This window comes from Acidovorax sp. FJL06 (assembly GCF_003852545.1).
Lineage (GTDB): Bacteria > Pseudomonadota > Gammaproteobacteria > Burkholderiales > Burkholderiaceae_C > Acidovorax.
Map to the genome: position 1 here is coordinate 18,615 of NZ_QAJR01000029.1, position 17,543 is coordinate 36,157.

Consider the following 17,543-nt stretch of genomic DNA (forward strand, 5'->3'; position numbering starts at 1 on the left):
CTGGCGCCCCGCTGCTGGCGGCCCCGTAAAATCCGCCGATGCTTACTGCCAAAAATGAATTGCTCGCTGCGCTGGCAGCCGAGCTGGAAACCCTGTCCCCCGGCGCTGGCGCCAAGGCGGCGTTTGAATCCCCCAAGGTGGCGGCCCATGGCGATTTCGCCTGCACCGCTGCCATGCAGCTGGCCAAGCCGCTCAAGCTCAATCCGCGTGCGCTGGGCGAACAGCTCAAGGCGGCGCTCGAGGCCACGCCCGCTTTCCAGCGCTGGGTGTCCGCCATTGAAATCGCGGGGCCGGGCTTTCTGAACATCCGCCTCCAACCCGCCGCCAAGCAGGAAGTGGTGCGCGAGGTGCTGTCTGCGGGCGAGCGTTTCGGCTACCGTGCCAGCAACGGCCAGCAGGTGCTGGTCGAGTTCGTGTCGGCCAACCCCACCGGCCCGCTGCACGTGGGCCACGGCCGCCAGGCGGCCCTGGGCGATGCGATCTGCAACCTGTTCAGCACCCAGGGCTGGAAGGTGCACCGCGAGTTCTATTACAACGATGCGGGCGTGCAGATCGACACGCTGACCAAAAGCACGCAACTGCGCGCCAAGGGCTTCAAGCCCGGTGACGACTGCTGGCCCACCGACAGCGACAACCCGCTGGCCAAGAACTTCTACAACGGCGACTACATCGCCGACATTGCCGAGGCCTTCAAGGCCCGTGCCACCGTCAAGGCCGACGACCGCGAGTTCACGGCCAACGGCGATGTGGAGGATTACGACAACATCCGCCAGTTTGCCGTGGCCTACCTGCGCAACGAGCAGGACAAGGACCTGCAGGCCTTCAACCTCCAGTTTGACGAGTACTACCTCGAATCGAGCCTGTACACCAGCGGCCGCGTCGAGGCCACGGTGGGCAAGCTGGTGGCCAACGGCAAGACCTACGAGCAGGACGGCGCGCTGTGGCTCAAGTCCACCGACTACGGTGACGACAAGGACCGCGTCATGCGCAAGCAGGACGGCACGTTTACCTACTTCGTGCCCGACGTGGCCTACCACATCGCCAAGTGGGAGCGCGGCTACAGCAAGGTCGTGAACATCCAGGGCACGGACCACCACGGCACCATCGCGCGCGTGCGCGCCGGCCTGCAGGCGGCCGACGTGGGCATCCCGCAGGGCTACCCCGACTATGTGCTGCACACCATGGTGCGCGTGGTCAAGGGCGGCGAAGAGGTCAAGATCAGCAAGCGCGCGGGCAGCTACGTCACGCTGCGCGACCTGATCGAATGGACCAGCAAGGACGCGGTGCGCTTCTTCCTCCTGAGCCGCAAGCCCGACACCGAGTACACCTTCGACGTGGACCTGGCCGTGGCGCAGAACAACGACAACCCCGTGTACTACGTGCAGTACGCGCATGCGCGCATCTGCTCGGTGCTGCGGGCCTGGCAGGAAGCGGGCGGCAGCGATGTGGCCTCGCTCAAGGAGGTGGATCTGTCGGCCCTCGAAGGCCCGCAGGCCCAGGCGCTGATGCTGCAGCTGGCCAAGTACCCCGAGATGCTGACGGCCGCCGCTGACGGCGAGGCGCCGCACGACGTGACCTTCTACCTGCGCGACCTGGCCGCCAGCTACCACAGCTACTACGATGCCGAGCGCATCCTGGTGGACGACGAGGCGGTGAAGAAGGCCCGCCTGGCCCTCGTCGCGGCCACTGCACAGGTATTGCACAATGGCCTGGCGGTGCTGGGCGTGTCGGCTCCGGCCAGAATGTAAGCAGTTACTACATCTATGAAGAAACAACAGACGGGCGGGACCATCATCGGCTTTATCGTCGGTGTCATCGTGGGCCTGGGGGCGGCGCTGGCCGTGGCGGTGTATGTGACCAAGGTGCCCGTGCCCTTCCTGAACAAGGGCAATGGCCGGGGGGCGGACATGGACGCCGCCGAGACCCAGAAGAACAAGAACTGGGACCCGAACTCGCCGCTGTATGGCAAGAACCCGGCCCGTCCCACCACGCCGGCCGTGGCTGCGGCGGCATCGGCCCCCGCTTCGGCCGCAGCGCCCGCATCGGCCCCCGAGGTGCGTGCCGCCGCCTCGGCGCCCAAGGCGAGCGCCAGCAAGCCCGAGGCCGCCAAGGCCGAGAGCAAGCCCGGCGCCGACCCGCTGGGCGACCTGGCCGTGGCCAAGGCCGCTGCCAAGGGCAATGTGGACCCGTTCGACTACTTCGTGCAGGCCGGTGCCTTCCGCACCCAGGCCGATGCCGATGCCCAGCGCGCTAAGCTGGCCATGCTGGGCTGGGAAGCCCGTGTGAGCGAGCGCGAGCAAAACGGCCGGGCCGTCTTCCGGGTGCGGGTGGGCCCGTTCACCAAGCGCGACGACGCCGAGCAGCTCAAGGAAAAGCTCGACGGCGCCGGGCTGGAGTCCGCGCTGGTGCGCGTGCAACGCTGACCTGTGGCACGCTCCCGCTGAACTTTTTGCGGGGGCATGGCTCACATCCCCCATACCTGAAACAGGAGAGTCTTTGTCATGAAACGCCGTGAGTTTTCTTTGTCCGCTGCTTCGGCCGTGGCCGCTTCCGCCCTGACGCTGCCCGTCGCCACCCCCGCGCTGGCCCAAGCCCGCCAGTTCAAGGAGGGCAAGGACTACAAGCGCCTGGACAAGCCCGTGGCGCCCGATGCGCCCGCTGGCAAGGTCGATGTGATCGAGTTCTTCTGGTACAGCTGCCCGCACTGCAACGCCTTCGAGCCTTCGCTGGACGCCTGGGTCAAGGCCGCACCCAAGGACCTCTCCATCCGCCGCGTGCCCGTGGCTTTCAACGCGAGCTTTGTTCCCCAGCAAAAGCTCTACTACGCCCTGGAAGGCATGGGCAAGCTCGACGCCCTGCATGCCAAGGTGTTCCGCGCCATCCATGTGGAAAAGCTCAAGCTCGCCAAGGACGACGAAATCCTGGCCTGGGTGACCCAGCAAGGGGTGGACGCCGCCAAGTTCAAGGAGGTCTACAGCTCCTTCAGCGTGTCCAACCAGGTGCGCCGCGCATCGCAGCTGCAGGACGCCTATGGCGTGGAAGGCGTGCCCTCGATGGGCGTGGCCGGCAAGTTCTACACCGACGGCACCATGGCGGGCAGCATGCAGACCGTGCTGCAGGTGGTCGAGTACCTGGTCACCACGGGCCGAAAAGGCTGACGGCAAGCTGCCGCCTGCCTGCTGACACCCCGCCAAAAGCCCGCACAAGCGGGCTTTTTTCATGGAGGACGCAAACGGGTGGCTACAATGATTGCAAGATTCGTGCCCTATGAACCACCGCATCCTCCCCCTCCTCTTGCTCGCCGCCCTGGCTGGTCCCGTGGGCGTGGCGCACGCCGAAAAGGCGGACCGGGCCAAGCCCATGAACATCGAGGCCGACACCCTGCGCCACGATGAGCTCAAGCAAACCAGCGTGTTCTCGGGCCGCGTGGTCATGACCAAGGGCACCATCGTGCTGCGTGGCGCGCGGCTGGACGTGCGCCAGGATGCCGACGGCTACCAGTTTGGCGTGGTGACTGCCGACGCCGGCAAGCGCGCCTTCTTCCGCCAGAAGCGCGACACCGTGCCTGGCGCGCCCGACGAGTACATCGAAGGCGAGAGCGAGGTCATCGAGTACGACGGCAAGGCCGACAACGTGCGTTTCATCACCCGGGCCGAGCTGCGCCGCTACCGGGGCGCTGCACTCAGCGACGAGATCACCGGTGCCGTGATCGTCTACAACAACCTCACCGACGTGTTCACCGTGGACGGCCAGCGCGCCCCCGCCACCAACGCGGCCGGCGATGCCCCGGCCCCCGGCAACCGCGTGCGCGCGGTGCTGGCGCCCAAGGACCCCAAGCCTGGCACGCCAGCCGCCGCAGCAGCAGCGCCCGCCGCGCCTTCGCCGGCCCCCGTGCTGCGGCCCAGCACCAGCCTGGGTGGCGACGCGAAGTGAGCGCGTTGCCCGCCCATTCTGGCCCAGACACCCAGGCCGGCAGCCGGCTCGAGGTGCAGCACCTGGCCAAATCGTATGGCAGCCGCAAGGTGGTCAAGGACGTGTCGCTCGTCGTGCAAAAGGGCGAGGTCGTGGGGCTGCTGGGCCCCAACGGCGCAGGCAAGACCACCTCGTTCTACATGATCGTGGGCCTGGTGCGCAGCGATGCGGGCGACATCCGCATCGACGGCCAGTCCGTGGCCCACATGCCCATCCACCGCCGCTCGCGCCTGGGCCTGTCGTACCTGCCGCAGGAAGCCTCGATTTTTCGCAAGCTCTCGGTCGAGGAAAACGTGCGCGCCGTGCTGGAGCTGCAGCGCGGCGACGACGGCCAGCCGCTCTCGCGCGATGCTATTGAAGAGCGCCTCACGGCCTTGCTGGAAGAGCTGCGCGTCCAGCATCTGCGCGCCTCGCCCGCCATGGCGCTGTCGGGCGGCGAGCGCCGCCGCGTCGAAATCGCCCGGGCCCTGGCCACGCAGCCGCGCTTCATCCTGCTGGACGAACCCTTTGCCGGCATCGACCCCATCGCGGTGATCGAGATCCAGCGCATCATCGGCTTCCTCAAGGCGCGTGGCATCGGCGTGCTCATCACCGACCACAACGTGCGCGAGACGCTGGGCATCTGCGACCACGCCTTCATCATCAGCGACGGCCAGGTGCTGGCGCAGGGCACGCCCTCCGAGATCGTGGACAACGCTGAAGTGCGCCGGGTGTACCTGGGCGAACATTTCCGCATGTGATGAAGCCTGGCCTCTCGCTGCGCGTCTCGCAGCACCTTGCGCTGACCCCCCAGCTCCAGCAATCCATCCGGCTGTTGCAGCTGTCCACGCTTGAACTCTCGCAGGAAGTCGAGCAGATGCTCGACGAGAACCCGTTCCTTGAACGCACGGCCGACGAGGCGCCGCGCGAGGAGTTTGGCCTGGAGGCCGAGAACACCCCCGCCCAGGCTGACGACTACAGTGCGGACGATGCTATTTTTTCAGGAGCTGCCAGCGCAAGCTCCACAAGCGCTGATGGCCAAAATGATGCCGAGGTGTCGAGCGCGGGCGCCGACGAGCCCGATTGGAGCGGCGACGGCACCGTGGAGATGGCGCCGAGCGATGCCGAGTGGGGCGGCGATGCGCCCGCGCGCAACCGCAACGACGCCGAGGGCGACGAGGCCGATGCCACCGAGCTGGCCCGCTCGCACGAATCGCTGACCGCCTTTTTGCACCGTCAGGCCCTGTCATTGCGCCTGTCGGATGTGGATTGCGCCGCGCTGCGCTTCCTCATCGAATCGCTCAACGACGACGGCTACCTCGAAGATCCGCTCGAAGAACTCGCCGCCGCCCTGGCCGGCCCGGACGTTCTGGAGCAGATCGAAGAGCTGGTGCACCGCTTTACCGTGGCCCTGCGCCTGCTGCAGAGCCTGGAGCCTGTGGGTGTGGGGGCGCGCAACCTGGGTGAATGCCTCACGCTGCAGCTCAAGGCCCTGGATGCCGACGAGGAAGGCGACCCCGACACCCTGCAGACCGCGCTGCGGATCTGCCAGCAGCCGCTGGAGATGCTGGCGCGCCGCGACATCCGCCGCCTGACGCCGCTGTGCAGTGAAGGCGGCGTGAGCGGCGAGGAGCGCACCCGCGCAGCCATGGCGCTGATCGCCCGCCTGGAGCCCCGCCCCGGCCGCCGCTTTGCCGATGTGGAGCGCAACATCATCGTGCCCGACGTGATCGTGCGCAAAGCCGGGCGCGCCAATGGTCGCGATGGGCAGCACAACTTCATCGTGCAGCTCAACCCCGACGTGATGCCGCGCCTGCGCGTGCACGACATCTACGCCGGTGCGCTGCGCGGCCACAAGGGGGGCGAAGGCCACCAGGGCATGCAGCAGCGCCTGCAGGAAGCGCGCTGGTTCATCAAGAACATCCAGCAGCGCTTTGACACCATCCTGCGCGTCTCGCGCGCCATCGTGGAGCGGCAGAAGAACTTCTTCACCCATGGCGAGCTGGCCATGCGCCCGCTGGTGCTGCGCGACATTGCCGACGAGCTGGGCCTGCACGAATCCACCATCAGCCGCGTGACCACGGCCAAGTACATGGCCACGCCCATCGGCACCTACGAGCTGAAATATTTCTTCGGATCGGGCCTGGGCACGGAGACCGGCGGCAACGCATCGAGCACCGCCGTGCGCGCCCTCATCAAGCAGTTCGTGGCCGCCGAAAGCCCCACCAAGCCCCTGTCGGACAGCCAGATCGCCGAGATGCTCAAGGAGCAGGGCATCGAGTGCGCGCGCCGCACCGTGGCCAAGTACCGCGAGGCGCTCAAGATCGCGCCGGCCAACCTGCGCAAGGCGCTCTGAGTTGTGGGCGGGAGCTGTGCGGCAGGGGGCGGCCGCCGTGTGCGGCCATGCCCTGGCTACTTTTTCGCCACGAACACCGCGTCATAGGCCTGCGGCGTGAAGCCCGTGACCCGCTGTCCCTGTGCCAGCAGCACGGGCACGCCCCGCCCCCCGACCTGCGCAAAAGCGGCCTTGCCCGCAGGGGTGTCGATGTCCAGCTCGCGGTAGGCGATGCCCTTCTGGCCCAGATAGGCCTTGGCGGCCTTGCAGTAGCCGCACCAGGTGGCCATGTAGAGCACCACATCGCCCCGGGGGGTCGCAGCCTGCGGGGCGTCGGGGGATGTGGCCGGGGGCGCGGGCGACGCGCCTGGCACCACGCTCACCGGCAGGTTCTCCAGCTTCATCGTCTTTTCCACAGCGCCGGTCACAGGGGGCTTGTCGCTGTACACGATCTGGCCATCCGCCCCCACCGATTTGTAGAGCGTCTGGGCGCTGGCCCCCCAGGGCATCGCGGCCAGCGCCAGTGCTGTCAGCAGGGTCCGATGGCAAGGGCTCATAAGGGGCTCCGGTAAAATCCACTGCCCGAGAGCATACGAGACCAGGGGCCTGGCCCGCAGGGGCTGTGTGCCGCACCCCCGTGCCGCGATCCATGGCCCCTTGGCGTGCCTTGCCCCACGACCGGGGCCCCGCAAGCATCCAGCGGCGCTCGCCGCGCACCACCACCGCACGGGTTTCCGCTCTTCGCTTGCTTTTTTCCTACCCCTGTCTGTCCCATGGCCCGCATCGTTTTTGACCTCCCCGCGCACTTCGGCTTTGCCACCGAGCTGCAGATCTACATCAGCCATGTGAACCAGGGCGGGCACCTGGACAACGCGCAACTGCTCAGCCTGGTGTCCGAGGCGCGCGTGCGGTTCTTCCAGTCGCTGGGCTACCCCGAGGCGGATGTGGGCGGCCTGTCCATCGTGGTCGGCGACATCGTGGCGCAGTACAAGTCCGAGGGTTTCCACGGCGAAACCATGCGGGTGGAAATGGCGCCGGCAGACTTCAACCGCTACGGCTTCGACCTCGTGTTCTGCATGACGGACAAAACCTCCGGCCGCGAAGTGGCGCGCGGCAAGATCGGCATCGTCTTCATCGGCAAGGCCGACCGCAAGGTGGCGGCGATCCCCGAGTCCATCCGCCAGCTGCTGCTGGCCCGTGCGGGGGCGCCCGGTTCCCCCGCATTGCCCGAGCGCGTATCCTCTCCATCGACATGAACCAACTCCAACTTTTCCTCCCTTGCGCCGCCGGTGTCGAGGGCTTTCTGGCCGACGAAGTGCATGGCATCACCGGCCTCACGGGGCAAGACCTGCTGGTGGGCCGGGGCGGCGTGCTGCTGCGCGCCTCGTGGCGCCATGCGCTGCTGCTCAACCTGCACAGCCGCCTGGCGCAGCGCGTGCTGGTGCAGCTGGCGCACCGCCCGTACCGCTCTGAAAACGATCTCTATGCCATGGCCGGCGACGTGGCCTGGGAGATCTGGTTCACCACGCGCCAGACCTTCAAGGTCGAGGTGACCGCCCAGCACAGCCCGCTGCAGAGCCTGAATTTCGCGGGCCTCAAGGTGAAAGACGCCGTGGCCGACCGCTTCCGCCACAAGAGCGGCGTGCGCCCCGATGTGAACACCCAGTGGCCCGACGTGCGCATCCACCTGCACCTGACCACCGATGAGGCCACGATCTACATCGACACCAGTGGCGAGCCGCTGTTCAAGCGCGGCTGGCGCGAGGACAAGGGCGACGCCCCGCTGAAGGAAACCTTGGCCGCCGCCATGATCGCCGCCAGCGGCTGGGACCCGCATGGCGACAACCCCCAGCCCCTGTACGACCCCTGCTGCGGCAGCGGCACCATCGCCGTCGAGGCCGCGCAGATCGCCTGCCGCATCCCGGCGGGCATGCTGCGCCGCTTTGCGTTCGAGAAGCTGCTGCCCTTCCAGGCCCATGTCTGGGGCGCTATTAAAAACGAAGCTGAAAGCGCAATCCAGACCAGCGCTGTACCCATTTTTGGCAGTGATGTCGCCTTCCGCATGGTCGATTTTGCCCAGCGCAATGCCGAGCGCGCGGGCGTGGCCGACGCCGTGCAACTGCGCGGTGGCGATGCGCTGCAGCGCATGCCGCCGTGCGAGCAGCCCGGCGTGATGCTGCTGAACCCGCCCTACGGCGAGCGCATTGCTGCCGCAGGTAGCGCAGGCCGCAACGCCAGCGAGCGCGCCGCCGACCGCGTCCAGGGCATGGCCGTGGGCCGCGAAGAAGCGCAGACCGAAGACGGCGGCGAGTTCTTCAGCCAGCTGGCCACGCACTGGAAGAAGAACTACAGCGGCTGGACGGCCTGGATGCTCACGCCCGACCTCAAGCTGCCCAGCAAGATGCGCCTGAAGGAATCGCGCCGCGTGCCGATGTGGAACGGCCCCATCGAATGCCGCATGTTCCGCTTCGACATGATCAAGGGCGCGGTGCGCGACCGGGCCGCCAAGGCGCCGTCGCCGAACCCCGGCCACGGTGCACCATGAAGGTGGAGCTGCGCCTGCCCGCCGACGCCCCGACGGGCGAGCCCGCACGCCCTGTGGTGGTTGACACCAACGTCGCGCTGGACCTGCTGATCTTCAGCGACCCGCGCACCGCCCCGCTGCGCACGCTGCTGGCCCAGGGGCGCCTGGCCTGGATCGCCACCCAGGTCATGCGCGACGAGCTGGAGCGCGTGCTGGCCTACCCGCACATCGTGGAGCGCATGGACTACTACCGCGTGGATGCAGCGCAGGTGCTGGCCGCGTTTGACGCCCAGGTGCGGCGGGTGGAGGTTGCGCCCAAGGTGGCCTATGTGTGCAAGGACGCGGACGACCAGAAGTTCATCGACCTGGCGGCCGCGCACCGGGCGATCTTGCTGAGCAAGGACAAAGCGGTGATCTGCATGCGCAAGCGGCTGCTGGGCCTGGGGGCGGATGTGGCGACGGCATTGGTGCTGGAGGTGGATGGGGTATGCGCATAAAATATGCGCATACGTTCTGCTGGAGATGCCGCCATGCTTCGTTTTGACAACGCCCCCAAGAAGTCCACCAACCTGTCGCTCAACAGCAAGGTGCTGGAGGCCGCGCGGGACATGGGCATGAACCTCTCCCAGACGGTGGATGAGTTGCTGGCCGCCGAAGTCCAGCGCCGCTACTGGGAGCGCTGGAACCGCACCAATCAGGACGCCATCGCGGCCTACAACGCGCGTATCGAAAGCGAAGGCTTGCCACTGGCCCAGTACCGGAGCTTTTGACCGATGGCGCGTTTTGACGTCTATCGGCACCCCGACGCTGCGCAGCGTGCCACCACGCCCTTTGTGCTGGATGTGCAAAACGAGTACATCAGCGGTTTGCAGACACGGGTCGTGTTGCCCTTGCGCAGTGCAGAGCGGGTGACGATACCGCTGCGCGATCTCAATCCCGCGCTGGAAGTCGATGGCATCGCAGTCATCCTCGACACGGCGGCCATTGCTGCCGTTCCGGTGTCTTTTTTGAAAACCCCGGTGGCGAATCTGCGGGCGCAGGCAGACTGGATCACCAATGCCCTTGATGCGTTGTTTGGCTCGTACTGAAGCTCAAAAGCTGTTACGAAACCAGTAGGTCATACGCCGCCCGCACCCGCTGCAAATCCCGCCCCAGCCTGCGGCTCGCGGGCAGGTATTGCATCCAGCCCATCCGGCGGATGCTGACGGCCAAGTGGGCCTGCATCTCTGCACTGCCCTGCGCCACCCAGGCGGCCCAGCGCGCGCGCGCCTCGGGCCATCGGCCGCTCTCTTGCAGGTAGAGGGCCGTGGAGTGCGCGTAGCACAGCGCATCGCGCACGTGGCACAGCGGCAGCGGCAGCACGGCGGCGGGGTCGTCTTCAAAATCGATGCAGACCACGGCCCCGCTGGGGTCGCGCACCATGTTGCGTGCAAACGCCTGGCTCAGGCAGGTGCCCTGGCGGTGCACATGGGTCAGCGCATCCAGCCCCTGCTGCCACAGCGACAGCACGGCGGCGGGGTCGTTCGCACGCAAGGTCCGGTCGATCGCATTGCCCAGGGAATGGGCCTCTTCGCCCACGCGGCCCAGGTGGCGCATGGCAAAGCCGTTGTCCCGCACGGCCAGCACCTCGGGCACACGCACGCCGCGTGCGGCCAGGTCCTGGAGGCGGCGCACCTCGGTGGCGATGGCGACCGGGCCGCCGGGGTTGGGCACCGGGGCCAGCACCGGCAGCCGCAGCAGGCCGGCCAGCACCGCCATGGCGCGGTAGCGGCCCATGCCATGCGGCGCGCCCGCGCGCTTGACCCAGATCTGCTCGTGGCCCAGCACATGGCTCATCACGTTGTGGGGCTGCGTGGCCAGCTTTTGCTGCAGGAAGGCGCTGTAGTCCGGGGTGGGCGCGAGGGGCTGGGGGGCTGGGGTGTTGTTGTCCATCGTCATACGTCGGCGTCTCCCGCCACCCCGGCCGCAGTGCCGGCCGCCGCCGCATGCACCAGCTCGACATGGTGGGGGATGGAGGGCTCCAGCGCCGGCTCACTGGCCTGGAAGCTGTGGGCGTTGGCCAGTGGCCAGTACAGGCGGAACACGTTGTGCTGTGCGTCCAGCGGCCCCAGCAGCGCGCCGGGCTGCATGCGCGTGATGAGGTTGGACAAGAGGCGCACCTCGGTGTCGGTGATGCGGCGCACGATGTGGTGGGCCGTGATGTCCTTGGGGTGGTGCAGCCCGGCGGCCTGCACCAGCTCCTGCAGCGCGTGCAGGGTGCTGCGGTGGAACTGCGCCACGCGCGTGGCCTTGTCGGGCACCACCAGGGCCTGCTGGCGCAGTGGGTCCTGCGTGGTCACGCCCGTGGGGCAGTGGCCGGTGTGGCAGCTTTGCGCCTGGATGCAGCCCAGCGCCATCATGAAGCCGCGCCCCGCGTTGCACCAGTCGGCGCCCAGCGCCATCATGCGCGCGATGTCGAAGGCGCTGATGACCTTGCCCGCGCAGCCGATGCGCACGCGGTCGCGCAGGTTCACGCCCACCAGCGTGTTGTGCACCAGCAGCAAGCCCTCTTGCAGGGGGGCGCCCACATGGTCGCTGAACTCCACGGGCGCCGCGCCCGTGCCGCCCTCGGCGCCATCGACCACGATGAAATCGGGCGTGATGCCGGTCACCAGCATGGCCTTGACGATGGCAAACCACTCCCACGGGTGGCCCAGGCAGAACTTGAAGCCCGTGGGCTTGCCGCCCGACAGCTGGCGCAGCCTGGCGATGAACTGCATCATCTCCACCGGCGTGCGAAACGCGCTGTGGCTGGCGGGCGAGATGCAGGCCTCGCCCTGCTTCACCCCGCGCGCGGCCGCAATCTCCGCCGTCACCTTGGCGCCCGGCAGCACGCCGCCATGGCCGGGCTTGGCGCCCTGGCTGAGCTTGAGCTCGATCATCTTGACCTGCGGGTCGGTGGCGTTGGCCGCAAAGCGTTCTTCGCTGAAGCTGCCGTCCGGGTTGCGGCAGCCAAAGTAGCCCGAGCCGATCTCCCAGATCAAGTCGCCGCCATGCACCCGGTGGTGCTGGCTGATGCTGCCCTCGCCCGTGTCGTGCGCAAAGCCGCCTTTGTGGGCGCCCAGGTTCAATGCCAGGATGGCGTGGGCCGAGAGCGCGCCAAAGCTCATGGCCGAGATGTTGAACACGCTCGCGTGGTAGGGCTGGGTGCAGGGCGCAACGGACGGCGAGGGTGCGCCGGGGCTGCCCCCGATCCACACGCGGAAATCGTGCGACGGCAGCTCTGTGGGCGCGAGCGAGTGGTTCACCCACTCATAGCCATGCGCGCCCACATCCAGGTGCGTGCCAAACGGGCGGTTGTCCGGGTCGCCCTTGGCGCGCTGGTACACCAGCGAGCGCTGCGCGCGCGAGAACGGTGCGGCTTCGCTGTCGCTCTCGATGAAATACTGGCGCACCTCGGGCCGCACATATTCGAGCATGAAGCGGATATGCCCTATGACTGGGTAGTTGCGCAAAATCGCGTGGCGCGACTGCTGCAGGTCGTACACGCCCAGGCCCACCAGCGCCGCAAACACCAGCACCACGGGCAGCCCCACACCAAAGGCCACCAGCGCAAACAGCGACAGCAGCAGCCCGAACACGCACAGTGCAAAGGCCGTGTAGCGCACCGGGTACAGGGAGTTCAGTTGGTGGAGCATGGGGGTCCTTGTTTGGGGGGCTGTGCGAGAGAGGGCTACACTGACCGCCTTTTTATCGGGTTGCCGGGTGGTGGGCAGCGCGTTTTGCGCAGCATCTATCTGCCCATGGCCGCGAGGCCGTCGCAGTGCCGCTGCCGTGACATCGCCATGGCACAAGGCCTGCGCATCATAAAAGTAAAACTTTGCTTCCCAGCCCCCCGCTTTCTCGCTTGACGACCGGAGCCCCCATGACCGAATCCACATCGCCCACCCCCGCCACCGACGATCTCGACCCCACCGCGGCCCCGGCTGCCGCGCTGGGCCCCGATGAGCTGGAGGAGATGGACAACATCCTCGACGACCTGCGCGCGCGCGGCGAGGAAATCCCGCAGTGGGAGTTCTGCGACGGCTTCATGACCGCGCTGATCTGCAGCCGCCGCCCCATCGCCCCCGCCGAATACCTGCCCATGCTGCTGGGCGACGGCGCCGAGCTGGAGGTGGCCGACGGCGCGCCCTTGCCCCCGCTGCCCGCGTTTGCCGACGCTGCCCAGCAAGCCCGCTTCATGGACCTGTGGATGCGCCGCTGGAACGAGATCGTGGCCCAGCTCGACACCGACGTGAAGACGCTGGACGATGACCGTACCTTCCAGCCCGAAGCCATGGACATGCGCGGCGCCGTGGCCAGCCTGACCGACGAGCAGCGCGCCGAGATGGGCGACGACCAGGAGATCCCGTCCTTCGGCCAGGTGTGGGCGCTGGGCTTCATGTTCGCGGTTGAAAACTGGCCCGAAGACTGGGCCGCCCCGCGCGACAAGGAAGCCGCCAAGTGGCTGGACGATGCACTGGACAGCATCGTCGCCCTGACCGAAGACGACACCGGCAAGCCCGAAGTCTGCATGTACGACGAAGACGGCGCCCCCAGCACCAGCCAGGCGCGTGTCGAGGCCTTTGGCGAAGCCATCTGGGCCGTGTACGACCTGCGCCAGCTCTGGAAGAGCATGGGCCCGCGCGTGGAGACGGTGCGCAAGGCGCCCGAGCCGGGGCGCAATGACCCTTGCCACTGCGGCAGCGGCAAGAAGTACAAGAAGTGCCACGGGGCGTGAGGTAGTAAATACTACTAATTTGATAGCTGCTAGCGCTTATGGGTTAAGCGCTATAGGTCAGTTTGGTTTGATTGTTTGCAGCTGCCCGCAGCAGATGTGGGCGATGCTCAGGGCCGGTGGCTGCCTACCGTTTGTCGAGTGCCGTGATGGGCGCGTTGGGCCCATACCCGACATCTAAGCAGAAGTCGTAGGCGTGGCCGCTCGCCTTTTAGGCGCGCAGGTCGAGCTTTTTCCATGGTTCCATTCTGTCGATCTGCTTGTGGAGCCAGTCCGCAGGAGCCATGCTTGTACCCCAATGATTCAATCGACCGACGGCTTCACCCAGATTCCATAGGTGTCGCAGTTGCAGGAACATTGGCAATGACACGAGGTCGGCCTCGCTGATCTCGCCGCCACCTGCGCGATAGCCGTGCAAATAGTGCTTCCACCGATCCTGGAGCACGTCGTCCGGCTCCTTGAGCATCTTCCGCGCCAGGTATGACCAAGGCATCACGCTCATGTCGTAGGCCAGATATCCCGGGCCCGCGTCGTCAAAGTCAAAGAAAACGGCTTTTTTGTCGCCTGCGGTATTTGCATACACGTGGTTGTTGAACCCATGGGTATCGCCGTGGCAGATCACCTTGGTCAGGTCGCTCTCTAGGCTGGACAGTTCTTCCTGGAGGGCCTGTATTCGCTGTTGGTAGGCATCCAGCAACTCTATTTCCAACTCCGGATAGTCCTGCAAATACTTCCACGTCCTTCCAACGAGATGGTGACCATTCAGGGTATAGCGGCTCGCAGGCCCCGCGTAGTCACGCGATGCCACGTGAATCAGTGCGAGTGTGCGTCCGGTCAATTCGAATTCGTCCAGCGTTTCTGGCGCGACGCCGTCCGCATGGCAGAAGACTGCCAACGCCCGTAATCCTTCCGGAAACTGGAGTCGCGCATGGCTTGAGCCGTCGACGGACCTCAGCGGTGCCGCCACACCAATCTGTCTGGCTGCAAGGTGTTCAAGTAGCGACGTCTCAAAGTCGATGTTGAACTCGCCACGTGGGCGTATGGAGTACAGCCTTGCCACATACCGGGTACCGTCGGAACCGAGCAGGGCGTAGTTGTCATTCAAGCCGCGCCGGATCAGGTGGCACCGCTGCACATTCAAGCCGTAGTGCTGCTTCATCCAGTGAATCACCGATGAAGGTGCTGCGGTTGTGTGGGCGTGGATCAGACCCGGGTCTATCGCCGGTTGGATGGTCATAAATGGCTAGGACACAGCGCATGCAGACTGACCACGCGCCAGAGGTATTGAGATTGTGGGGCAGACAAACGCCCGCTTCTGGTCAAAAAATGAAGTTCCAAATGCGTTGAGCTGTCAGCGCCGCCCCAGCACCATGGCATCCATGGCTCCCGACAAGACTCCGCATCATCCCTGCGCCAAAAACTTCTTCAAATTCCCCGCTGCCGTGCTGCGCACCTTGCGCTTGAGCGAGGGCGACCAGCCCAGCAGCAGCCCCGGCGCGCCCAGCGCCTGGCGAGACCAGCGCCAGAAGTTGAAGCGGTCGCGGTGCGTGGCGATCAGCCCGTCGGGCGTGAAGGTGAATGTGCCGTCGATGATGTTGTGCACCTGGCGCCCCGTGGCGCTGAAGCGGTAGTGCGCCTCCCAGTGCGCCTTGCCGCCCTGGGCATCGGCGTCGATGCCGCTGAACTCCAGCTTCCAGTGCTCGGCGGCGCCGGGCTTCTTCGTCGCGGTGCACAGCATGCGCCACATGCCGCCCACCTCGTCCCGGCCCTTGAGCGAAAACGCCTCGTCGTCGAACGTGGCATCGGGCGCGTAGCAGGCGGCCATGGTGGCGTGGTCGAGTTGCGCAAACGCGGTGTAGAAGCGCTGCAGGGTCTGGGCGTTGGGGTGCATGAAGGCGTCCGGTAAGGTGGATGAAACGGGGAGGTCAGCACATAAAGCCGCGCAGCGCATCGGCGGTCTCGCCAGGCAACTGCTCGGGGATGAAATGCCCCGCAGGCACCGCCTGCCCGGTCACCACGCCTGCGCACTGCGCCTGCCACAGCGCCATTGGGTCAAACAGCCGGTGCACCACGCCGTGTGCGCCCCAGATCACCAGGGTATCGCAGGCGATTTTCTCGCCGCGCGCGCGGCTTTCGCGGTCGTGGTCCAGGTCGATGCCGGCGCTGGCGCGGTAGTCCTCGCAGGCGGTGTGGATGGCTTCGGGCGTGCAAAAGCAGCGCTCGTAGTCGGCCAGGGCCAGGGGCTCGATGTGGGCCAGGCCGGCGCTGCCCCAGCCGCCCAGCTTGGCGTGCAGGTAGGCAAGTGCGTTGCCGCCGATCATGGTCTCGGGCAGCGGGGCGGGCTGGATCAGGTGGAACCAGTGGTAGTAGGCGCGCGCGAAGTCCATGTCGGTGCGCGCGTACATGTCGAGCGTGGGGGCGATGTCGATCACGCACAGCCTCTTCACGCGTGCGGCGTGGTCCAGCGCCAGGCGGTGGGCCACGCGGCCGCCCCGGTCGTGGCCGCAGAGGTAGAAGCTGTCGTGCCCCAGCGCGGTCATCACTTCGGCCATGTCCTGGGCCATGGCGCGTTTGCTGTAGTTGCTGTGGTCGGGCAGGCCGGGCGCGTGGGACGAGTCGCCATAGCCACGCAAATCCGGCAGCACCAGGAAGTAGTCGCGCGCCAACTGCTGCGCCACGCGGTGCCACAGTGCGTGGGTTTGTGGAAATCCGTGCAGCAGGAGCAGCGGCGGCGCGCCCACGGTGCCGCCGGTGCGCACAAAAATCTCGGCGCCCGTGGTGGCGATGCGGTGGGGGGTGAAGCCTTCAAACCAGGCGGTGGCGGTCATGGGCAAGAGGTGTGTGGGTGGTGGGGCGCGGCAAGCTTGCGGTGCTGCTTGCGCTGGCGCCGACAAGGCGGGGTTCAGGCGAGCAGGTGGCCCAGCAGCCGCTGCAGCGCATAGCGCTGCGTGGCCGCGCGGATGGCAGTGCGGTCGCCCACAAAGTGCTGCATCTCGCTGTGGGTTTCGCCATTGACGCACCAGGCAAACCACACGGTGCCCACGGGCTTGGCATCGCTGCCGCCCGTGGGGCCGGCCACGCCGGTCACGGCCAGGCTGACGTGGGCTTGGGAGTGGGCCAGCGCCCCGTCGGCCATGGCGCGGGCCACGGCCTCGCTCACGGCGCCTTCCTGTTCGATGAGTGTGGCGGGCACGCCCAGCATCTCGGTCTTGGCGGTGTTGGAGTAGGTGACGAAGCCGCGCTCGAACCAGTCGCTGGCGCCCGCGAGGTCGGTGCAGGCCGCCGCGATCATGCCGCCCGTGCAGCTTTCGGCGGTGGCCAGCAGGTGCCGGTGTTTGAGCAGCTCCAGAGAAATCTGGGTCAAATTGGCCTCTAGCGCAGATGTATCAAGCGCTAGCAGCTCTTTGTTTGATAGCGACGCGGTTGTCATAAAAACCTCCACAGTGCAATGACCAGCAAGGTGCAGAAGGCTGCCACAAAGTCGTCCCACAAGATACCCCAGCCGCCGCGCCAGCCAAAGCCCTTGAACAGGCTGTCGGCCCAGCCCACGGGGCCGGGCTTGGCCGCGTCGAAGAAGCGGAACAGCGCAAACGCCGTGAGCTGGCCCCAAAAGCCCATGGGCATGGCCAGCCACAGCACCAGCCAGAAGGCCACGACCTCGTCCCACACGATGCAGCCGGGGTCGGCCACGCGCAGGTGGCGCGCGGTGGTGGTGCAGGCCCACCAGCCCATCACGGTACTGGCCGCGATCAGCAGGCCCAGGTGCAGGGGCGACAGCCATTGCTGCAGCGCCAGATAGGCCAGCCAGGCCCACAGCGTGCCCATGGTGCCGGGCGCCACGCGCGACAGGCCGGCGCCAAAGCCCAGGGCGATGAAGTGGGCTGGGTGGGCAAGCAGGAATGCCACCGTGGGGCCGCGGGGGGCGGAGTCGGTGGGGGAGGGGGGAGGAACGGGTGTCATGGGGCGCGAAGCGGCTC

Annotated in this window: 20 protein-coding genes; 12 read left to right on the plus strand and 8 right to left on the minus strand. The window is 66.9% G+C overall.

Annotated features, from left to right (window positions below; genetic code table 11):
• Nucleotides 1-38 precede the first annotated feature (38 nt).
• The 6 genes from argS (at nucleotide 39) to DBV10_RS16040 (ending at nucleotide 6,307) form a co-directional block, all read left to right on the plus strand.
• A complete protein-coding gene (gene argS / locus DBV10_RS16015; RefSeq protein ID WP_124514609.1) occupies nucleotides 39-1,748 on the plus strand; it encodes an arginine--tRNA ligase in 1,710 nt (569 codons plus the stop codon).
• Between the two features lie 15 nt (nucleotides 1,749-1,763).
• On the plus strand, nucleotides 1,764-2,423 hold the full coding sequence (locus tag DBV10_RS16020) for an SPOR domain-containing protein (protein WP_124514610.1): 660 nt from the start codon (nucleotides 1,764-1,766) through the stop codon (nucleotides 2,421-2,423).
• A 78-nt stretch (nucleotides 2,424-2,501) separates the two neighbouring features.
• Entirely contained in the window at nucleotides 2,502-3,158 is a 657-nt protein-coding gene (locus DBV10_RS16025; RefSeq protein WP_124514611.1) for a thiol:disulfide interchange protein DsbA/DsbL, read from the plus strand.
• Nucleotides 3,159-3,267: 109 nt separating this feature from the next.
• Nucleotides 3,268-3,933, plus strand: coding sequence for a lipopolysaccharide transport periplasmic protein LptA (lptA, locus tag DBV10_RS16030; RefSeq protein WP_124514612.1), 666 nt, complete (start codon nucleotides 3,268-3,270; stop codon nucleotides 3,931-3,933).
• A complete protein-coding gene (gene lptB, locus DBV10_RS16035; RefSeq protein ID WP_124514613.1) occupies nucleotides 3,930-4,712 on the plus strand; it encodes an LPS export ABC transporter ATP-binding protein in 783 nt (260 codons plus the stop codon). Before lptA ends, lptB begins: the two co-directional genes overlap by 4 nt.
• Nucleotides 4,712-6,307 (plus strand): RNA polymerase factor sigma-54, encoded by a 1,596-nt coding sequence (locus tag DBV10_RS16040; protein WP_124514614.1) that lies wholly within the window; start codon nucleotides 4,712-4,714, stop codon nucleotides 6,305-6,307. The genes lptB and DBV10_RS16040 overlap by 1 nt, the downstream gene beginning before the upstream one ends.
• A gap of 56 nt (nucleotides 6,308-6,363) precedes the next feature.
• On the opposite strand, the gene DBV10_RS22790 is transcribed toward DBV10_RS16040, so the two are convergent.
• Nucleotides 6,364-6,843: a glutaredoxin family protein gene (locus DBV10_RS22790; RefSeq protein WP_158616826.1), complete on the minus strand. Its 480-nt coding sequence runs from the start codon at nucleotides 6,841-6,843 to the stop codon at nucleotides 6,364-6,366.
• Between the two features lie 216 nt (nucleotides 6,844-7,059).
• On the opposite strand from DBV10_RS22790, the gene DBV10_RS16050 reads away from it, so the two are divergent.
• Genes DBV10_RS16050 through DBV10_RS16070 form a run of 5 tightly spaced genes read left to right on the plus strand, consistent with a single transcriptional unit; the run spans nucleotide 7,060 to nucleotide 9,898 of the window.
• Nucleotides 7,060-7,542: a thioesterase family protein gene (locus tag DBV10_RS16050; RefSeq protein WP_124514616.1), complete on the plus strand. Its 483-nt coding sequence runs from the start codon at nucleotides 7,060-7,062 to the stop codon at nucleotides 7,540-7,542.
• On the plus strand, nucleotides 7,539-8,831 hold the full coding sequence (locus DBV10_RS16055) for a class I SAM-dependent RNA methyltransferase (protein ID WP_124514617.1): 1,293 nt from the start codon (nucleotides 7,539-7,541) through the stop codon (nucleotides 8,829-8,831). The genes DBV10_RS16050 and DBV10_RS16055 overlap by 4 nt, the downstream gene beginning before the upstream one ends.
• Nucleotides 8,828-9,307 (plus strand): putative toxin-antitoxin system toxin component, PIN family, encoded by a 480-nt coding sequence (locus tag DBV10_RS16060; protein ID WP_124514618.1) that lies wholly within the window; start codon nucleotides 8,828-8,830, stop codon nucleotides 9,305-9,307. The genes DBV10_RS16055 and DBV10_RS16060 overlap by 4 nt, the downstream gene beginning before the upstream one ends.
• A 33-nt stretch (nucleotides 9,308-9,340) precedes the next feature.
• Complete coding sequence (locus DBV10_RS16065; protein ID WP_124514619.1) at nucleotides 9,341-9,580, plus strand: type II toxin-antitoxin system CcdA family antitoxin; 240 nt, start codon at nucleotides 9,341-9,343, stop codon at nucleotides 9,578-9,580.
• A 3-nt stretch (nucleotides 9,581-9,583) separates the two neighbouring features.
• Nucleotides 9,584-9,898: a CcdB family protein gene (locus tag DBV10_RS16070; protein ID WP_124514620.1), complete on the plus strand. Its 315-nt coding sequence runs from the start codon at nucleotides 9,584-9,586 to the stop codon at nucleotides 9,896-9,898.
• Nucleotides 9,899-9,911: 13 nt separating this feature from the next.
• On the opposite strand, the gene DBV10_RS16075 is transcribed toward DBV10_RS16070, so the two are convergent.
• Nucleotides 9,912-10,748 (minus strand): hypothetical protein, encoded by an 837-nt coding sequence (locus DBV10_RS16075; RefSeq protein ID WP_124514621.1) that lies wholly within the window; start codon nucleotides 10,746-10,748, stop codon nucleotides 9,912-9,914.
• Nucleotides 10,745-12,487: an FMN-binding glutamate synthase family protein gene (locus DBV10_RS16080; protein WP_124514622.1), complete on the minus strand. Its 1,743-nt coding sequence runs from the start codon at nucleotides 12,485-12,487 to the stop codon at nucleotides 10,745-10,747. The genes DBV10_RS16075 and DBV10_RS16080 overlap by 4 nt, the downstream gene beginning before the upstream one ends.
• A 227-nt stretch (nucleotides 12,488-12,714) precedes the next feature.
• Here DBV10_RS16080 and DBV10_RS16085 point away from each other — a divergent pair, with 227 nt between their 5' ends.
• On the plus strand, nucleotides 12,715-13,569 hold the full coding sequence (locus DBV10_RS16085) for a YecA family protein (RefSeq protein WP_124514623.1): 855 nt from the start codon (nucleotides 12,715-12,717) through the stop codon (nucleotides 13,567-13,569).
• A gap of 208 nt (nucleotides 13,570-13,777) precedes the next feature.
• Here the strand turns inward: DBV10_RS16085 and DBV10_RS16090 are convergent, their stop codons facing one another.
• The 5 genes from DBV10_RS16090 to DBV10_RS16110 form a co-directional block, all read right to left on the minus strand.
• Entirely contained in the window at nucleotides 13,778-14,803 is a 1,026-nt protein-coding gene (locus DBV10_RS16090; RefSeq protein WP_124514624.1) for a phosphotransferase enzyme family protein, read from the minus strand.
• A gap of 165 nt (nucleotides 14,804-14,968) precedes the next feature.
• On the minus strand, nucleotides 14,969-15,457 hold the full coding sequence (locus DBV10_RS16095) for a nuclear transport factor 2 family protein (RefSeq protein ID WP_124514625.1): 489 nt from the start codon (nucleotides 15,455-15,457) through the stop codon (nucleotides 14,969-14,971).
• A 34-nt stretch (nucleotides 15,458-15,491) separates the two neighbouring features.
• Complete coding sequence (locus DBV10_RS16100; protein ID WP_124514626.1) at nucleotides 15,492-16,394, minus strand: alpha/beta fold hydrolase; 903 nt, start codon at nucleotides 16,392-16,394, stop codon at nucleotides 15,492-15,494.
• A gap of 74 nt (nucleotides 16,395-16,468) precedes the next feature.
• The gene (locus DBV10_RS16105; RefSeq protein ID WP_124514627.1) at nucleotides 16,469-16,996 is read right to left on the minus strand and encodes a CinA family protein; all 528 of its coding nucleotides are present in this window, start codon (nucleotides 16,994-16,996) and stop codon (nucleotides 16,469-16,471) included.
• Nucleotides 16,993-17,526, minus strand: a complete 534-nt coding sequence (locus DBV10_RS16110; protein WP_124514628.1) for a phosphatidylglycerophosphatase A — start codon at nucleotides 17,524-17,526, stop codon at nucleotides 16,993-16,995. Before DBV10_RS16110 ends, DBV10_RS16105 begins: the two co-directional genes overlap by 4 nt.
• Between the last annotated feature and the right edge of the window lie 17 nt (nucleotides 17,527-17,543).